Origin of the sequence: Hydrogenovibrio sp. (genome assembly GCF_965140365.1) — a bacterium.
Taxonomy (GTDB): domain Bacteria; phylum Pseudomonadota; class Gammaproteobacteria; order Thiomicrospirales; family Thiomicrospiraceae; genus Hydrogenovibrio.
The window spans coordinates 2,182,962-2,199,112 of sequence record NZ_OZ223196.1; the positions used below are offsets into that span (position 1 = coordinate 2,182,962).

At 51.4% G+C, this 16,151-nt stretch carries 20 protein-coding genes; 14 read left to right on the top strand and 6 right to left on the bottom strand.

The genetic code is table 11. The features are described 5' to 3' along the window. Positions 1–22 precede the first annotated feature (22 nt). The 5 genes from AC0KH7_RS10340 to ccoN all read right to left on the bottom strand — a co-directional run bounded on the left by AC0KH7_RS10340 (position 23) and on the right by ccoN (position 3,654). Entirely contained in the window at positions 23–160 is a 138-nt protein-coding gene (locus AC0KH7_RS10340; protein WP_472373137.1) for a hypothetical protein, read from the bottom strand. A 59-nt stretch (positions 161–219) separates the two neighbouring features. Continuing rightward, a complete protein-coding gene (gene ccoP, locus AC0KH7_RS10345) occupies positions 220–1,119 on the bottom strand; it encodes a cytochrome-c oxidase, cbb3-type subunit III (RefSeq protein WP_472373139.1) in 900 nt (299 codons plus the stop codon). Positions 1,120–1,140: 21 nt separating this feature from the next. Continuing rightward, complete coding sequence (locus AC0KH7_RS10350; RefSeq protein WP_472373141.1) at positions 1,141–1,305, bottom strand: hypothetical protein; 165 nt, start codon at positions 1,303–1,305, stop codon at positions 1,141–1,143. Between the two features lie 13 nt (positions 1,306–1,318). Continuing rightward, a complete protein-coding gene (ccoO, locus tag AC0KH7_RS10355; RefSeq protein WP_472373143.1) occupies positions 1,319–2,149 on the bottom strand; it encodes a cytochrome-c oxidase, cbb3-type subunit II in 831 nt (276 codons plus the stop codon). A 74-nt stretch (positions 2,150–2,223) separates the two neighbouring features. Continuing rightward, positions 2,224–3,654, bottom strand: coding sequence for a cytochrome-c oxidase, cbb3-type subunit I (gene ccoN, locus AC0KH7_RS10360; protein WP_472373145.1), 1,431 nt, complete (start codon positions 3,652–3,654; stop codon positions 2,224–2,226). A 403-nt stretch (positions 3,655–4,057) separates the two neighbouring features. Between ccoN and hisB the strand changes: the two genes are divergently transcribed. From hisB to AC0KH7_RS10415, 11 genes are all read left to right on the top strand, one after another. Beyond that, positions 4,058–4,645, top strand: coding sequence for an imidazoleglycerol-phosphate dehydratase HisB (gene hisB, locus AC0KH7_RS10365; RefSeq protein WP_472373147.1), 588 nt, complete (start codon positions 4,058–4,060; stop codon positions 4,643–4,645). Between the two features lie 4 nt (positions 4,646–4,649). Next, positions 4,650–5,291, top strand: a complete 642-nt coding sequence (hisH, locus tag AC0KH7_RS10370; RefSeq protein ID WP_472373149.1) for an imidazole glycerol phosphate synthase subunit HisH — start codon at positions 4,650–4,652, stop codon at positions 5,289–5,291. A 51-nt stretch (positions 5,292–5,342) separates the two neighbouring features. Then, a complete protein-coding gene (gene hisA, locus AC0KH7_RS10375) occupies positions 5,343–6,083 on the top strand; it encodes a 1-(5-phosphoribosyl)-5-[(5-phosphoribosylamino)methylideneamino]imidazole-4-carboxamide isomerase (RefSeq protein WP_472373151.1) in 741 nt (246 codons plus the stop codon). A gap of 10 nt (positions 6,084–6,093) precedes the next feature. Beyond that, a complete protein-coding gene (hisF, locus tag AC0KH7_RS10380) occupies positions 6,094–6,867 on the top strand; it encodes an imidazole glycerol phosphate synthase subunit HisF (protein WP_472373153.1) in 774 nt (257 codons plus the stop codon). Continuing rightward, entirely contained in the window at positions 6,864–7,217 is a 354-nt protein-coding gene (locus AC0KH7_RS10385) for a phosphoribosyl-ATP diphosphatase (protein ID WP_472373155.1), read from the top strand. Before hisF ends, AC0KH7_RS10385 begins: the two co-directional genes overlap by 4 nt. Before the next feature lie 189 nt (positions 7,218–7,406). Further along, complete coding sequence (locus AC0KH7_RS10390; protein WP_472373157.1) at positions 7,407–7,727, top strand: histidine triad nucleotide-binding protein; 321 nt, start codon at positions 7,407–7,409, stop codon at positions 7,725–7,727. A gap of 118 nt (positions 7,728–7,845) precedes the next feature. Then, entirely contained in the window at positions 7,846–8,097 is a 252-nt protein-coding gene (gene tatA, locus AC0KH7_RS10395; RefSeq protein ID WP_472373159.1) for a twin-arginine translocase TatA/TatE family subunit, read from the top strand. Between the two features lie 57 nt (positions 8,098–8,154). After that, positions 8,155–8,649, top strand: coding sequence for a Sec-independent protein translocase protein TatB (tatB, locus tag AC0KH7_RS10400; protein ID WP_472373161.1), 495 nt, complete (start codon positions 8,155–8,157; stop codon positions 8,647–8,649). After that, the gene (gene tatC / locus AC0KH7_RS10405; RefSeq protein WP_472373163.1) at positions 8,646–9,752 is read left to right on the top strand and encodes a twin-arginine translocase subunit TatC; all 1,107 of its coding nucleotides are present in this window, start codon (positions 8,646–8,648) and stop codon (positions 9,750–9,752) included. The genes tatB and tatC overlap by 4 nt, the downstream gene beginning before the upstream one ends. Continuing rightward, positions 9,661–11,547 carry a thioredoxin domain-containing protein gene (locus AC0KH7_RS10410; protein WP_472373165.1) on the top strand — a complete coding sequence of 629 codons (1,887 nt, stop codon included), beginning with the start codon at positions 9,661–9,663 and terminating at the stop codon, positions 11,545–11,547. Before tatC ends, AC0KH7_RS10410 begins: the two co-directional genes overlap by 92 nt. A 21-nt stretch (positions 11,548–11,568) precedes the next feature. Further along, positions 11,569–12,255: a zinc metallopeptidase gene (locus AC0KH7_RS10415; RefSeq protein ID WP_472373167.1), complete on the top strand. Its 687-nt coding sequence runs from the start codon at positions 11,569–11,571 to the stop codon at positions 12,253–12,255. 26 nt (positions 12,256–12,281) lie between these two features. Here the strand turns inward: AC0KH7_RS10415 and AC0KH7_RS10420 are convergent, their stop codons facing one another. Further along, positions 12,282–12,977: a ComF family protein gene (locus AC0KH7_RS10420; RefSeq protein WP_472373169.1), complete on the bottom strand. Its 696-nt coding sequence runs from the start codon at positions 12,975–12,977 to the stop codon at positions 12,282–12,284. A gap of 71 nt (positions 12,978–13,048) precedes the next feature. On the opposite strand from AC0KH7_RS10420, the gene bioB reads away from it, so the two are divergent. The 3 genes from bioB to bioH are packed head-to-tail and all read left to right on the top strand — an operon-like array spanning position 13,049 to position 16,148. Beyond that, a complete protein-coding gene (bioB, locus tag AC0KH7_RS10425; protein ID WP_472373171.1) occupies positions 13,049–14,065 on the top strand; it encodes a biotin synthase BioB in 1,017 nt (338 codons plus the stop codon). A 21-nt stretch (positions 14,066–14,086) separates the two neighbouring features. Continuing rightward, positions 14,087–15,280 carry an 8-amino-7-oxononanoate synthase gene (gene bioF, locus AC0KH7_RS10430; RefSeq protein WP_472373173.1) on the top strand — a complete coding sequence of 398 codons (1,194 nt, stop codon included), beginning with the start codon at positions 14,087–14,089 and terminating at the stop codon, positions 15,278–15,280. 10 nt (positions 15,281–15,290) lie between these two features. Beyond that, positions 15,291–16,148 carry a pimeloyl-ACP methyl ester esterase BioH gene (gene bioH / locus AC0KH7_RS10435; protein WP_472373175.1) on the top strand — a complete coding sequence of 286 codons (858 nt, stop codon included), beginning with the start codon at positions 15,291–15,293 and terminating at the stop codon, positions 16,146–16,148. Positions 16,149–16,151 lie beyond the last annotated feature (3 nt).

Consider the following 16,151-nt stretch of genomic DNA (forward strand, 5'->3'; position numbering starts at 1 on the left):
CAGTGTAAAGTGAACGAATTCTTTAGGAATCCTCTTCATCTTTCTCCAGACCTTCAATACCACGTGTGGCTTTCCAAGCGAAACCAACCAAGGCAACAACAGTTAAAACCACCGCTGCAATGGAGCCCCACAAAACCCAGTCATTATTTAACTCATTCATTTTCTGCTCCTTAATTGATACAGAATCAATTCATTCAATGAATAAAAAGGGACGATCAATTATTGACCACCGCCCAGTGAATAGACATAGACAGTTAAACGTTTAATATTAACTTCTGGGTCAGGCAAACGATTTTTAAACGCTGGCATAACGGCCAAACGCGTGCCTTTAATCGGCTCACCGTTTTTCTTAACGTTCACACCGTATGTAATGGTTCTGACAACGTCAGCTTTATCGCCACCGAAACGCCATACACCATCAGTGAAGTTTGTCGCACCCGTTGGTGCCAGAGGCTTACCGGCCGGACCGTGACAGGCCAAACACATACCTTTGGCATAAACCGCTTTACCGGCCGCATAGGCTGGCTCATTCCCTTTGCCTTCGCTTAAGGCAATGACATAGTCGGCCACCTGATCGATTTCCTTATCCGTCAGGTTCCCCATCATTCCTTTAGCCGGCATATTACCGATACGGCCATTGGTAATGGACGCTTCGATTTGGGCCGGTTTACCACCCCATAGCCAATCATCATCGGCCAGCACAGGGAAATCCGGGTTACCTTGACCACCCGCACCGTGACAAGCGGCACAGTAATCACCGAACAGAACCTTAGAGGTTTTGACGGCATAAGTTTTCAACTCTTCGTTTTTCAGAATTTCACTGACTGGCAGCGCAGCCAATTGCTCTTCCTGCTCTGCAAAACGTTTTTTACGCCAATTCTGAAGAACCTCAACCTCTTCATCGTACTCTTCTATTTGCGTCCATCCGGCATAACCTTTAAACCAAGAGTTTTCCCATGGAATGGTTGGGTAATACAAGGCGTAAAACACCATCATGACGAAACCGGCATAGAAAGACAGCATCCACCAAAGCGGTGGCGGGTTGTCCAACTCGCGAATATCCTCATCCCAAATGTGACCAGTATTTCCTTCATCTGGCCAAGGGTTGTTATGTGCCATATTTATTCTCCTCAGAATAACTTAATCATCTTCATCTAAAATCTTGAATTTTTCTTTTTCCAGCTCTTCACGCTTGCTCGGACGCAATGTTCGAGCAAAGGTGATGAGCATTCCGAAAAAGACAACCACCGTAATGATGAGACCGGCCCAGTCCGACGTTGTCATCGCGGACCAATCTGTGTTCATGTAGGCTTCAAGATTACTCACGATACGCCTTGCTATCGTCTAATTTAACCATTGTGCCCAACACTTGAAGGTACGCTACCATTGCATCCATTTCGGTATAACCCTCAATGGCGGCGTTGGCGTTTTCAATTTCTTCGTCGGTATAAGGCACACCCAAAGTACGCATGACGGCTAGACGCTTCGACATATCACGTTTCGTGCCGAAGAAGTCTTCGCTGATCGGATTTTCAGCCAACCAAGGATAGGCCGGCATAACCGACTCTGGCACCAAATCCTGAGGACGTAATAAGTGCATCACATGCCATTCATCCGAATATTTACCACCCAAACGCGCTAGGTCAGGCCCAGTACGTTTTGACCCCCACTGCATTGGGTGATCGTACATGGATTCGGTTGCAAGCGAATAATGACCATAACGTTCACGTTCGTCACGGAATGGACGAATCATTTGCGAATGGCAAATATAACAACCTTCACGTAGGTAGATATCACGACCCGCTAATTCTAACGGAGTATATGGACGAACACCGTCACCGGCTTTCCAATCGGCAAGAACCCATTGACCATTGCGATCTTGCTTATACAAAGCCTTGTCGGAAACAAGCTTGCCGTTCTCATCCTGAGTAAACGTTCTTTCCCAAACCAGTTCCGGGAACTTTTCGTTTTTAACATTACCGTATTTATCGGTTTGTTCTGTGTAATCAACCGTTTGTTTTAGATAAAACAACGGTACGATCTCAACGATACCCGCAATCGAAACGGCTAACGCTGTGGCGACGAACATCCCAAAGATGTTTCTCTCTAGGCGATCTTGAAAATTTTTAGGTTTTTGATTATCTGACATGAGTCTATTGCTCCTCAACTCATCATTCTTAAGCTTGCGACGGGCTCCGCCCATCGCAACTGATTTAGTACGTTTTAGGCGTTGGCTGTTGCTGTCGCTGTTTGCTTAGCATTTGCCATACGAATTGTCATCACAACGTTATAAAGCATGACAACCGCACCAGAGAAGAACAGCAGCCCACCGACCGCACGCATTACATAGTAAGGGTGCATCGCAGCAACGGATTCCGCAAAGGTATATGCCAAGGTACCGTACTCATCATAGGCGCGCCACATAAGACCCTGCATGATACCGGATACCCACATCGCAACGATGTAGAACACAGTACCGATTGTGGCAAGCCAGAAGTGGAAGTTAATCAACTTCATGGAATACATTTCCGTATTCCAAAGCTTCATCACCATGTGGTACAAGGCACCGATGGAAACCATCGCAACCCAACCCAGCGCCCCAGAGTGAACGTGACCCACAGTCCAATCCGTGTAGTGAGAAAGCGCGTTTACGGTTTTCGCGGCCATAACAGGCCCTTCGAAGGTGGACATGGCGTAGAAAGCCAAGGCAATAATCAAGAAACGCAAGATGTAATCTGTACGCAGTCTATCCCAAGCACCGGAAAGCGTTAACATCCCGTTAAGCGCCCCACCCCATGATGGAATGATCATCGCCAAAGAGATAACCGCGCCCAGGGAACCCGTCCAATCAGGCAACGCCGTATATTGAAGGTGGTGCGCTCCCAACCAAACATAACCGAACATCAACGCCCAGAAGTGGATAACGGACAAACGGTAAGAGTAAATCGGACGCTGCGCTTGCTTCGGAACGAAGTAGTACATGATTGCCAAGAAACCGGCTGTCAGGAAGAAACCAACCGCGTTGTGACCCCACCACCATTGAATCATGGCATCTTGAACGCCTGCAAACATGGAGTAAGAGCGGAACATTGAAACCGGAATCGCCAAACCATTAACAACATAAAGGTAAGTGATGGCAATCATCATCCCCAAGAAGAACCAGTTGGAAACGTAAACGTTTGGATGGGTTTCTTTGTTACGTGACGCGATGGTCATGACAAAGTTCAACGTATAAAGCGTCCAGACTAATGCAATCGCAATCGCCAGAGGCCATTCTTGTTCATGGTATTCTTTACCGGTTGTCATCCCCAAAGAGATGGTCACAACAACGGCAAGCAAGCCAATCGTAAACAGAATTGCCGTTAACCAGGCCATTCCATTGCTCCATAAACGGACTCCATTCGTTCTTTGAACGGTATAGAAAGCCGTCGCCATCAATGTCATACCACCGAAGGCAAAGATAACAGTATTCGTGTGCATCACACGCAAACGCGCAAATGTAATTTCCGCGATATCAAAGTTTAAAGCTGGCCAAGCCAATTGCGCCGCGGCAAAAGTCCCCATCAAGGTTCCTAATACCAAGAACGTAATCGCACCAACCGCTAAGTACTTCACAACACCATTATCATATTGTGGTTTTGCTGTAGTATCCATTAGTCGGATTCCCCCTTATAGTCAAAATTAATCAAGCCCGCATAACTTTTAGAGTGACCAATTCCAAAACGTAGAGCTTACTTCCTCAATGACGGATTATAAGAAACTCCTACAACCGCACCAGCCCCGACATTCAAAAACTTAATCTAAATCAACAAATTGATTCAAATAATGCCTGGAAAGTCTTTTCCTATGCAGAATTGACCTAAAAAATAACAGGCAAATTATCGCAAAATTCAGATAAATTTTTGGACTTCTATGACAAATTTTTTTTATAACCCATATTAATTTTTCCTAACTTACCCAGGCCTGGCCAAAATTTAAACATCGAACTTCGTCAGAAAATCGCTATAATATCCGCTTTCAAAACACCCTATTTTCTTTACCTAACGGGAGCATTCTCATGCGGCAAGCCACCATTGAGAGAAACACTTTGGAAACGCAGATCCGTTTATCGGTCAACTTGGATGGTGAGGGAAAATCCGAACTGTCTACCGGCGTTCCGTTTCTTGAACACATGCTGGACCAGATCGCCCGACACGGCTTAATTGATCTGACCATCGACGCCAAAGGCGACACCCACATCGATGATCACCACACCGTTGAAGACATCGGCATCAGCTTGGGCATGGCGCTAAGAGAGGCCGTTGGAGACAAAAAAGGCATCAAGCGTTACGGTCACGCTTACGTGCCGCTTGACGAAGCCTTGTCCCGTGTCGTCATCGACTTGTCCGGACGCGCCGGGTTAACGTTTAATGCCGACTTCACCCGTGCCAGCATCGGTGGGTTCGACACCGAACTGGTGGCTGAATTTTTTCAAGGCCTGACCAATCACGCTCAAGCCACAATTCACATAGACTGCCTGCGCGGCAAGAACGCCCACCATCAGGCAGAGACGATTTTCAAAGCCTTCGGTCGCGCCTTGAGAATGGCGCTGGAAACCGACGAACGCATGGCGGATCAGTTACCGTCCACCAAAGGGGCGTTATAAGCTTATGTCCAACCAAAAGCTTGTTACGGTCATTGATTACGGCATGGGCAACTTGCGTTCCGTCGCCAAGGCGGCCGAGCACGTCGCCCCGGATCAGGTACGCATTCAAATCACGGACGATGCCGATATCATCCGTGATTCGGACGCTGTCATCTTCCCCGGCCAGGGCGCGGCCAAAGCCTGTATGAAGGCCTTGAACGATACCGGCATTGCGCATACGTTAACGGAAGCCGCCGCTGAAAAACCTTTTTTAGGCATTTGCATGGGGCTACAAGTTCTCATGACGCACAGTCAGGAAAACAATGGCATTGACTGCCTGGACATTCTGCCCGGCGATGTTAAGCAATTCGATCTGCAAAATCACCCAGACCTGAAAATGCCGCATATGGGCTGGAACCAAATTCACCAAACACAAGATCATCCACTGTGGCACGGCATCGATCAGGACAGCCGGTTTTATTTTGTCCACAGTTATTATGTCGTCCCCTCAGAAACCGGCACCATTGTCGGCGAAACCACACACGGCAGCACTTTCGCCTCCGCTCTCGCCAAAGATAAGCTGTTCGCTATCCAGGCGCACCCGGAAAAAAGTGCCGACGCCGGACTGCTATTATTCAAAAACTTTCTGAATTGGGACCAACTGTAAACCGAATCGAAATGTTCAAAGATTCAACAGATTTAACGGAAAAGGAACACCATGCTACTCATTCCAGCAATTGATTTAAAAGACGGCGAGTGCGTACGACTTCGCCAAGGCTTAATGGAAGACGCCACCGTATTCTCCGGCGACATCGTTGCCATGGCCGAGCGCTGGGTCAATGAAGGCGCACGTCGCCTGCACATGGTTGACCTGAACGGTGCCTTTGAAGGCCAGCCCGTCAATGGCTCGGCCGTTTACCAAGTCCGCGAAGCCTTCCCGGAACTACCGATTCAAATCGGTGGCGGCATCCGCGACCTGGAAACCATCGAAGCCTATCTTGAAGCCGGCGTCAGTTATTGCATCATCGGCACCCAAGCCGTTCACAATCCTGAATTCGTCGCCGAAGCCTGCCAAGCCTTTCCTGGCCACATTATGGTTGGCTTGGATGCCAAAGAAGGCATGGTCGCCATCAACGGCTGGGCGGACGTTACCGACCATCACGTGGCCGAGTTGGGCAAACAATTCGAAAACGACGGCGTTGAAGCCATCATTTACACCGACATCGGCCGAGACGGCATGATGCAAGGCGTCAATATCGAAGCCACCCAAGCCTTGGCGCAAGCCCTAAACATCCCCATCATCGCTTCCGGTGGCATTACCAATCTGGATGACATTCGTGCCTTGGCCACCATCGAAGCCGACGGTGTCACCGGCGCCATCACCGGCCGCGCCATTTACGAAGGCTCTTTGAACTTCCGGGAAGGCCAAACCCTTTCCGACACGCTTTCCAAGGCATAAGGACCCACGCATGAGTTTAGCAAAACGCATCATCCCTTGCCTGGACGTCGATAACGGTCGCGTCGTCAAAGGCGTCCAATTTATCGATATCCGCGACGCCGGCGACCCGGTCGAAGTTGCCAAACGCTACGACCAACAAGGGGCCGATGAAATCACCTTTTTGGACATCACCGCCACCGCCCATGAACGCGACACCATCGTTCACGTGGTCGAGGAAGTCGCCAGTCAGGTGTTTATCCCTTTAACCGTCGGTGGCGGCATCCGCTCCGTGGACGATATCCGTAAAATGCTCAACGCCGGGGCCGATAAAGTCGCCATCAATTCCGCCGCCATCTTCAACCCCGGCTTTGTTCAGGAAGCCTGCGACACCTTTGGTTCGCAATGCATTGTCGTCGCCATCGATGCCAAAAAGGTCAGCCTGGACAGCGAACCGGATAAATGGGAAATATTCACCCACGGCGGCCGCAAAGAAACCGGCATCGACGCCATTGAGTGGGCTCAGAAAATGGAAGCGCTGGGCGCCGGTGAACTGCTGCTCACCAGCATGGATCGTGATGGCACCAAAAGCGGTTTCGACATCGAACTCACACGTCGCATCGCGGATAGTGTTAAAATCCCCGTCATCGCTTCCGGCGGGGTCGGAGAACTTGCCCATCTCTGCGACGGCATTCAGCTCGGCCACGCCGAAGCCGTCCTAGCCGCCAGCATCTTTCACTTTGGTGAACACACCGTACAGGAAGCCAAAAAGATGATGCAAGCATCCGGAATTGAGGTACGACTATGAGCGACAAGGTTACAAACGATATACTGTCACAGCTTGACGCGGTTCTAAAAACCCGAAAAAACGAGTCCGCCGACACGTCCTACGTGGCAAGCCTCTATGCCAAGGGCATCGATAAAATACTGAAAAAAGTCGGTGAAGAAGCGACTGAAACCGTGATGGCCGCCAAAGATGCCGAATACACTGGCCAGACCGACAACCTGGTTTACGAAGTGGCCGATCTCTGGTTCCATACGCTGATATTGCTCTCCCAACAGGGGCGCTCCAGCCAGGATGTCACACAAGAATTACAAAGACGTTTTGGCCTATCCGGCCACGACGAAAAGGCGAGTCGTTCACAAAACGACTCATAACCACACCCTAGAGAGCTTTGCACGAGTGGGGCGCGAGGAAAAAATGAGATAAAACTTTTCTGAATTAGGCGGAAAACGAAGCTAATAGCTGGCTATTAACGAGTTTTTCAACGACATTCAGGAAAATTTTAGCCATTTTTAGCCGTGAATCCATCTCGTGCAAAGCTCTCCCCTAATAGGAAATGAACCATGACCTCTGAAAAAAGCATTTTCAGTCGGATTATCGACAAAGAAATCCCTTCTGAAATCGTCTATGAAGATGAAAAATGTATCGTGATCAACGATATCAACCCCAAAGCCCGCGTGCACTTACTTGTCATTCCCAAGAAACCCATCCCGACATTGTTTGACTTGGCACCGGAAGATAAAGATTTAATGGGCCACATGATGCTTTTATTGCCGCAATTGGCGCAATCTCAAGGATTGGACGGTTTCAAAACCCTAATCAACACCGGCGAATCCGGCGGACAAGAAGTGTTCCATATCCACATCCATATTCTGAGCGAATAACACAATCAATCAAACCAATCGCGTAAATCACAACGAAGTGATTTGAAAAAAGATATTGGACTCTGCTATTATTAGCGGTCATTTTACGAAAGGCCACCTTTTTTACTGGAGAAACAAAATGGGCATCAGCATTTGGCAATTACTCATCATTCTAGCAATCGTTTTGGTCCTGTTCGGTGCCAAACGCCTTAAAAACGTTGGTTCGGATCTAGGCGGCGCCATCAAGGGCTTTAAAAAAGCCGTTTCGGAAGACGAGAAGAAAGACGAAGCCGTCAGCGAGCAAAAGCTTGAGAAAAAAGACGACGAAAACGTTTTTGACGTTAAAGCCGAAGAAAAAATGGAAGAAAAGAAAGACGACTCCAAAGCGTAATCACGCTTTCGCCTTTCCCCTCCCTTTCTGTCTGCATATAACATAGGCATGCGCTAGATGTTTGATATCGGTTTTCTGGAAATCATCGTCATTTTGGTCATCACCCTGATTGTCATCGGCCCTGAACGCATGCCCGAAGTTGCGCGTAAAATCGGCCAATTCGTCGGTAAGACCAAGCGCTTCATCAATTCCGTTAAAGACAACAGTGAAATCAGCGAGACAGTGCGCGAATTACAGCATTCCATGAACCTGGAAGAAGAGCGCAAAAAAATCGAGTCTGTCACCCACGGTCTGCAGGACGACCTCACTCATATGCAAGATGAATTTGGCATCGACGAGCTTTCCCGCCCGTTTGGACAAGACCCAAACCAATCCGCGGAAGGCTCTCAGTTCAATAAGGCACCGGCCCAACCTGTTTTACCCGGTTCTCAAGACGACACGCCTCAAACCGATGAATCAACGGTGAAAGCGGAAACGTCCGAAGACACCTCCGAAAAAACAGCGCCTCAAACGGCCGAAGCCAACAGTGCGGAAACGAATAAACAGTCATGAGCGATAGCGCCCTACCCCCTAATGATAAGGAAATGACGCTCGTCCAGCACTTGCTGGAACTGAGAAACTCCGTCACCAAAGCTATCTTGGCCATTTTGGTGGTCTTCGTTATTCTGTTCCCGTTCGCGAACGACCTCTACATCTACATTTCCGAACCGCTCTCACGCTTCTTGCCGGAAGGCACCAGTATGATTGCCACCGGCGTCGCGTCGCCTTTCCTGACGCCGTTTAAATTAAGTTTGGTCCTCGCCATCTATCTGTCGATGCCCTATTTGCTGTATCAACTCTGGACCTTTATCGCACCCGCCTTGTACAAGCATGAACGCCAACTGGTCGGGCCCTTGCTGTTCTTCAGTTCTTTTCTCTTCTACGCCGGTGGCGCCTTTGCTTATTATGCGGTCTTTCCGCTGGTATTTGGCTTCTTATCCACTGCCGCACCGGAAGGCGTCACCATTGCCACCGATATCGCGCTCTATCTTGATTTCGTCATCAAAATGTTCTTCGCTTTCGGCCTGGCCTTTGAAGTGCCGATTGTGGTCGTACTGCTCATACTGACGCGCATGGTGTCACCGCAAAAATTATCGCATGCTCGCCCATACGTCGTCGTCGGCGCGTTCATCGTGGGCATGCTGTTAACGCCACCGGACATCGTCTCACAAACCTTACTGGCCGTTCCAATGTGGCTTCTATACGAAGCCGGGATTATTGTCGGGCGAACCGTCTTAAAAGCGCGTAAATCGGACGACGATGACGGCGACGACACGGACCCACCGGATCAACCAAACACACCATCTTCGGGCGCAACCAGCAAACGACAGGCCCCACCGGAAATGGAAGACGACGTGGAATACGACACCCGTTATGCCGATCAACTGGAAGACGATGAAGACTGGGATCGCACCTTTGACGAAATCGACTCGGAATTTGCTATCCTAGAACGCGAACACCAAAAGCGCAAAGCCGAAGAAGCCGCTCGAAAAGACGCCAATGGTCAAGCGGGGGAAGACGCCAATGATACCGATAAATCGGATAAAAACGACACACCGTCGCCTGATAAGGCTTCAGGCACACCCGACCAACCATCGGACAAGCCGAACAAATAACCTGCAAAACCAACCAGGCCTGGTTGGTTTTCAGCTTTTTATCGTCCCACTTCTGCTGCTCTTATTCAGCCTGGTTTCGGCTCCCTCTTTCGCAGCGCCTCTCGCCAACACGCTGGCCAACCATCCGTCACCCTATCTGGCCATGCACAGCCAAGACCCGGTTCACTGGCAAGAATGGCAAGCCTCCGTACTCAAAACCGCTCAGCAGGACAACAAACTGATTTTTTTGTCCAGCGGTTACTTCGCCTGCCATTGGTGCCATGTCATGCAACAGGAGAATTATCAGGATAAAGACGTCGCCCGCCTGTTGAACGAATACTTTATCCCAGTCAAAATCGACCGCGAACTCTCACCGGATCTTGATCGCTACCTAATCGATTTCGCCGAAAAAGCCGCCGGTCATGCCGGCTGGCCGCAGCACGTTATTCTCACGCCGGGCGGGTTACCGTTTTTCGCCTTTGTCTATCAACCCAAGACACAATTAATCAAAACCCTTAACCGTGTGCAACAGCTATGGCAAACCGATCCAAAGCGCATTATCCAAGCGGCACAAAGCGGTTTAAACGAAACGGCACCTCACCCGAAACAAAAAGCACCGCCGCCCCTGACCCTGACACCCGCTGAATTCCAACAGCGCTTTTATGACGAACTAAATCATCAAATGGACGACCTCAGCGGCGGTTTAAAAGGCAGCCATAAATTCCCGAACGCCAGCGTATTATGGGCGGCATTGCAACCGAACAACACCGACGATTCTCAAGCCGAACACCGACACGACTGGCTGCAATTGACATTGGATCAGATGCAGTCACAACATCTGTTCGACCACATTCACGGCGGTTTTTACCGTTACACCGTCGATCCGGAATGGCAAACCCCGCATTTTGAAAAGATGCTCTACACCCAAGCTCAATTGGCCCAAGTGTATTTCCGCGCCGCACGGGTTTTCCAACGCGACGATTATCTCGACACCGCCCGCCAAACGTTGCGTTATGCCGAACGACACCTTTGGAACCCGGCGACACAACTGTTTCGCGGAAGCCAATCCGCCATCGATGACCGACAAGTGGAAGGCGGCCCCTACCTCTGGACCAAAAGCCAATTAAAAAAGCGCCTGACATCCGAAGAATATACCGAAATGGCCCAGGCCTGGTCATTACAGGGTGCCGCTCCGTATGAAGCGGGCTGGCACCCCAAACCCACCAAAAAACACTGGGCCTCCATTAAGCGCAAACTGCAACGTACCCCGGATGACATCCCCACCGACGACAAAAGCCTGCTGGGCTGGAATGGCTTAATGCTCTCGGCTTACGCCGAAGCCGCTCAACAAGACGCCCTCAACCGTCCACATTGGCAAACCCAGGCCAAACGACTTTCCAACCGACTGATGGCACTCATGCAAAGGCCGCAAGCGCCGCGCGCCCTATCGCTTGACAACCGAGCAATCGGGCAGGCCAACCTGCAAGACTACGCTTATGTCCTGCAAGGCCTGAAAGACTGGCAAACCCAAGCCCCAACACCGGCTTTGAAACAGGCCATTCAAGCCTTGCACCAGCAAGCAACCAAACGCTTTTTATCGCCACAAGGCTGGCATTTCAGCGATGCACCGCTGTTGCCGGGCCAAGTCGGTCACTGGGCCTTACCGGACGATGCCGTTCCCTCCCCAACCGCCATTTTGGATTGCGGAAATGCTAAACATCTGGCACACTCTCAAACAAAAATCGCACGCTACCCGCTGCGCTACGCCAGTTACGGACAGGCCTTGAATTGTCCGGAATCGAAATCAAATGAATAGAAACTTTTGCATGAGGACACAATGGGGTTATTGATCGTCGGGTTTATTTTATTGTTTGCGGTGACCTCGCTTCCAAGCCTGTGGACCAATTACACCCTTAAGAAACACCGCCATCCGCATCCCGACATTCCCGGCACAGGCGGTCAGTTCGCCGAACACCTGATTAAAAAGTATCAGCTACCGGTGACGTTAGAGGAAACAACAAGCGGCGATCACTATGACCCCATCGACAAGGTGGTGCGCATTTCATCGGAAAACTACCATTCCAATTCACTGACCGCCATCACCACCGTGGCACACGAAATCGGTCACGCTCTGCAAGATCAAGCCAACTACGAACCCTTGATGCAACGCACGGTACTGATTGAACGCTCGCAATGGATGCAAAAATTCAGCGGCATCGCACTGATGGCGACGCCGGTATTGATTCCCCTGTTGCACACACCGCTGATTGGCGTAGTGACTTTCGGTGCCGGGTTCATTGCCATGGGCGTGCCGGTCATCATTCATCTCAGCACCCTGCCGGTGGAATTCGACGCCAGTTACAAGCGCGCTTTGCCATTGCTCCAGGAGGGTGAGTATCTGGATAAAGCCGACTTGAAAACCGCCCGCAAAATCCTCCAGGCCTGCGCCTTGACCTATGTGGCCGCGTCACTATCGAGCCTGTTTAATTTGTGGAAATGGATTCGCGCCATCAAAGGACGTTGATAGGTTCAGTACACGGAAGGCTGACATTATTGACCCGAAGCCCGCGCCAACACCCAGACCTGAATCCGTAATTCGGGGAATCGTTTTTTCAATACCGATGCGAGCGCTTCCACGGTCGCGCCGGTGGTCATGACATCATCCACCAGCGCTACTTCTTTCAAACCCTGCAAAGCAGAATCCGGCGTCACCGAAAACACATTTTTTAAATTTCGACGGCGCTCTTTCGCATTCAACAACGCCTGCGGCGGCGTCTGCTTGGTCCGCATCACCGACTGCGGCAAGACCGGCACACCAGTGCGTTTCGACAAGGCTTTCGCCAACTCATACGCTTGATTGAACCCGCGTTCCAGCAAACGATTGACGTGCAAGGGCACCGGAATCAGTGCTTCCACCTGGCCCACCTCTAAATGCGGTGCCCAAAGTTCCGCCAAGAGCCGCGCTTGATACAGCTGCTCATGATACTTCAGGCCTTGAATCAAATCCGCCACCTCCGCTTCATAACGAAAGCCCGCCTGGGTTTGCGCAAAACTCGGTGCCTTTGCCAAACAGGCACCGCACACCTGGGGTGCCGACAGAGCCGGCAAAGGCTCGCCACACACCGGGCAGGCCACACCAGGCCTGGCCATTTTCGCAATGACCGCCTCGGACAAATCCAAATCCTGCCCGGCCGCATCCGTCACCACACAGGTCGGCGGAAACAGCCATTTTTCGAACGAGTTCATATTTCTTAAGATTGTTGAACGGCTAAATACGCTATAATAACGCAACAATACGCAACAATGGAAAGAAGAATATGGCCCTCGGTGACATTCGCAACGACTGGACGCTTGATGAAATCAAAACCATTATGAATCAACCGTTTAACGACTTGATCTTTCAAGCCCAAACGGTGCATCGCCAACATTTCAACCCCAATGAAGTTCAAACCAGCACGCTGGTGAACATCAAGTCCGGCGGTTGTGCGGAAGACTGCGCCTATTGTTCGCAAAGTGCTCGCAACCAGACCCAAGTCGAAAAAGAACAGATGATGGAAGTACAGGAAGTCATCGAACAGGCGTTGGCCGCTAAGGAAAAAGGCGCCACTCGTCTGTGTATGGGTGCTGCCTGGCGTAACCCAACCAAAAAAGACTTTCCCCGCGTGTTGGAAATGGTACGCGTCGTCAAGGATTTAGGACTGGAAACCTGTCTGACGCTTGGCATGCTCAACGACGATCAGGTTGCGCAACTCAAAGACGCCGGGTTGGACTACTACAACCACAACCTCGACACCTCCGAAGCCTTCTACCCGAAAATCATCACCACACGTAATTATCAGGATCGTCTCGATACCATCGACAAGGTGCAAAAAGCCGGCATCAATGTCTGTTCCGGCGGCATTATCGGCATGGGCGAAGAACACAAAGACCGCGCCGAGCTGATCCGTACCTTCGCCACCATGCGTCACCACCCGAATTCCGTCCCAATCAACCTATTGGTGCCGATTGAAGGCACCCCGCTGGCGCATATGAAAGGCAAAACCGATTCCTTTGAATTCATCCGCGTCATCGCCACCGCGCGCATCGTCATGCCGCAAACCTATGTGCGCTTGTCGGCCGGGCGCATGGAATTGCCGGACGAAGCCCAAGCGTTGTGTTTTCTGGCCGGAGCCAACTCCATTTTCTACGGCGACAAACTGTTGACCACCGACAACCCGGAAGGCGGACACGACGAACAGTTGTTCGCGAAACTCGGCATCACCATGCAAACAAACGTTAAAGCCGAGATGGCCGCGAAAAAGCTGGCGGAGCAAGCCACCGAACTGACCGCTTAACCAAACAAGTCGGTTCACGTCATGTCTCAAGAATCCATTGAATCCCGTTTTGCACCGATTTTAGCCGAACGGGACGCCGCGGCCCTCACCCGGCGTCGGCCGCTCGCCACCTCCGCGCAAACCCCGCAGATGCAAATCAACGGCCTTCAAGTCGTGAACTTTTCATCCAACGACTATCTGGGGCTCGCCAATCACCCCAAACTGAAAGAAGCCCTGCAGTCGGTGGACACGCTCAGCTACGGTTCCGGTGCCGCGCATCTGGTCACCGGCCACCACCTCGAACACCATCTCCTGGAAGATGAAGTCGCCGACTGGCTCGGATGCGACCGTGCGTTGCTGTTTTCCACCGGCTATATGGCCAACCTCGCCGTACAGCAAACCTTGATGCAAAAAGGCGACTGGATTCTGGCCGACAAACTCAATCACGCCTCGCTCATTGATGGCGCCCGCTTTTCCGACGCCGACCTGAAACGCTATCCGCACAACGACATGCAGGCGCTGGAAAAACGCTTGAAACAAGCCCAGGCCGAAAACCGCCAATGCCTCATTGTCACCGACGGCGTTTTCAGCATGGACGGGGATTTCGCGCCGCTGGATACCATTCAGACGTTAGCCAAAAACTACCAGGCCTGGCTGTTTGTGGATGATGCCCACGGTTTCGGCGCGGTCGGGCCACACGGCCGAGGCACCTTCGAGCAGTTTGGCCTGACACCGGACAACAATACCATCCTAATGGGCACCTTCGGCAAAGCCTTCGGCACCTCCGGTGCCTTTGTCGCCGGCAGCCAAACCCTGATCGAAACCCTGATTCAACTGGCGCGCCCCTACATTTACACCACCGCCAGTTCCCCCATCAATGCCAAGGTGACACGTCAAGCCTTGCAGCTGGTGCAAAACGGCGATGACGCACGTCACCAATTGCAACGAAATATCCAACATTTTCGAGACGGCGCGGCGAAAATCGGCCTGACGCTCTGGCCATCGGAAAGCGCCATTCAACCGATTATGATTGGTGACAGTCAACACGCGCTGGATTGGTCGGAAACACTTAAACAGCAAGGCTATTGGGTCGGTGCGATTCGCCCGCCCACTGTGCCGAAAAACACCGCGCGCCTGCGCGTGACTTTATCGGCCAGTCATACCCCGCAACAAATCGATGGGTTGCTGGCCGCATTGGCGAAGAGTGCCGATGCATTTCAACCGAAGAAACCGTAAAATAGCCGCCATGCCTGAAAACGCTACAATCACGCCCCTTACCCTTCACACCGACATTCTGCCTTATACCGGGCCGTCTGCGCGTGCAGAAACCGTCGAAAACCTCACCCTGATCCACGGCTGGGCGGCGGAAAACGGCATCTGGCAAGATTGGGCCCTTCAAACCCTCAGTCCGCATTATCGGGTGCATTTAATCGAGTTGCCGGGGTTCGGACACAGCCCCCACTTCGAGCATTTGGAAAACGACCAAATCGACCAGGCCTGGCTGGATTCACTGATTCAGGCTTTGCCCGAACACACCCATTTGCTGGGTTGGTCGCTGGGCGGCCTGCTCGCCCAACAAATCGCCTTACGGGAACCCGAGCGAATTAAAAGCTTGGTGTGCCTGGCTTCCACGCCGCGCTTCGTCCAGAACGACGGTTGGCGTTGGGCGGTCAGCCCCCCTTTAATGGCCGATTTCATCAAAGCCCTCGGCGTGGAATACGTCGGGGTCTTGAAACAATTCTGGAACCTGCAACTGCAAGGCACCGAAAACGCTCGCCCGTTGATGAAACGCTTACGGCAACACATGAGCCAACGCCATCTGCCGCACTATTCCGGCTTATTACAAGGCTTGTATTTGTTGCGCGATATCGACAACCGTGACGCCCTCATGGAGCTGACCCAGCCAACGCTTTGGTTGCTGGGCGAACACGACCCGTTGATTCCGAAAGAATTGATTCAGGCCTTAAGCGAGCTGCAACCCGACGGTGAAACCCGAATTCTAACAGGGGCCGGTCATATGCCGTTCTTTTCCCATCCGGAAGACACCGCGCGTGAATTACTGGCGTTTTTGCACACCCGCCCCTATCATTCCATGATTAAATAGTCC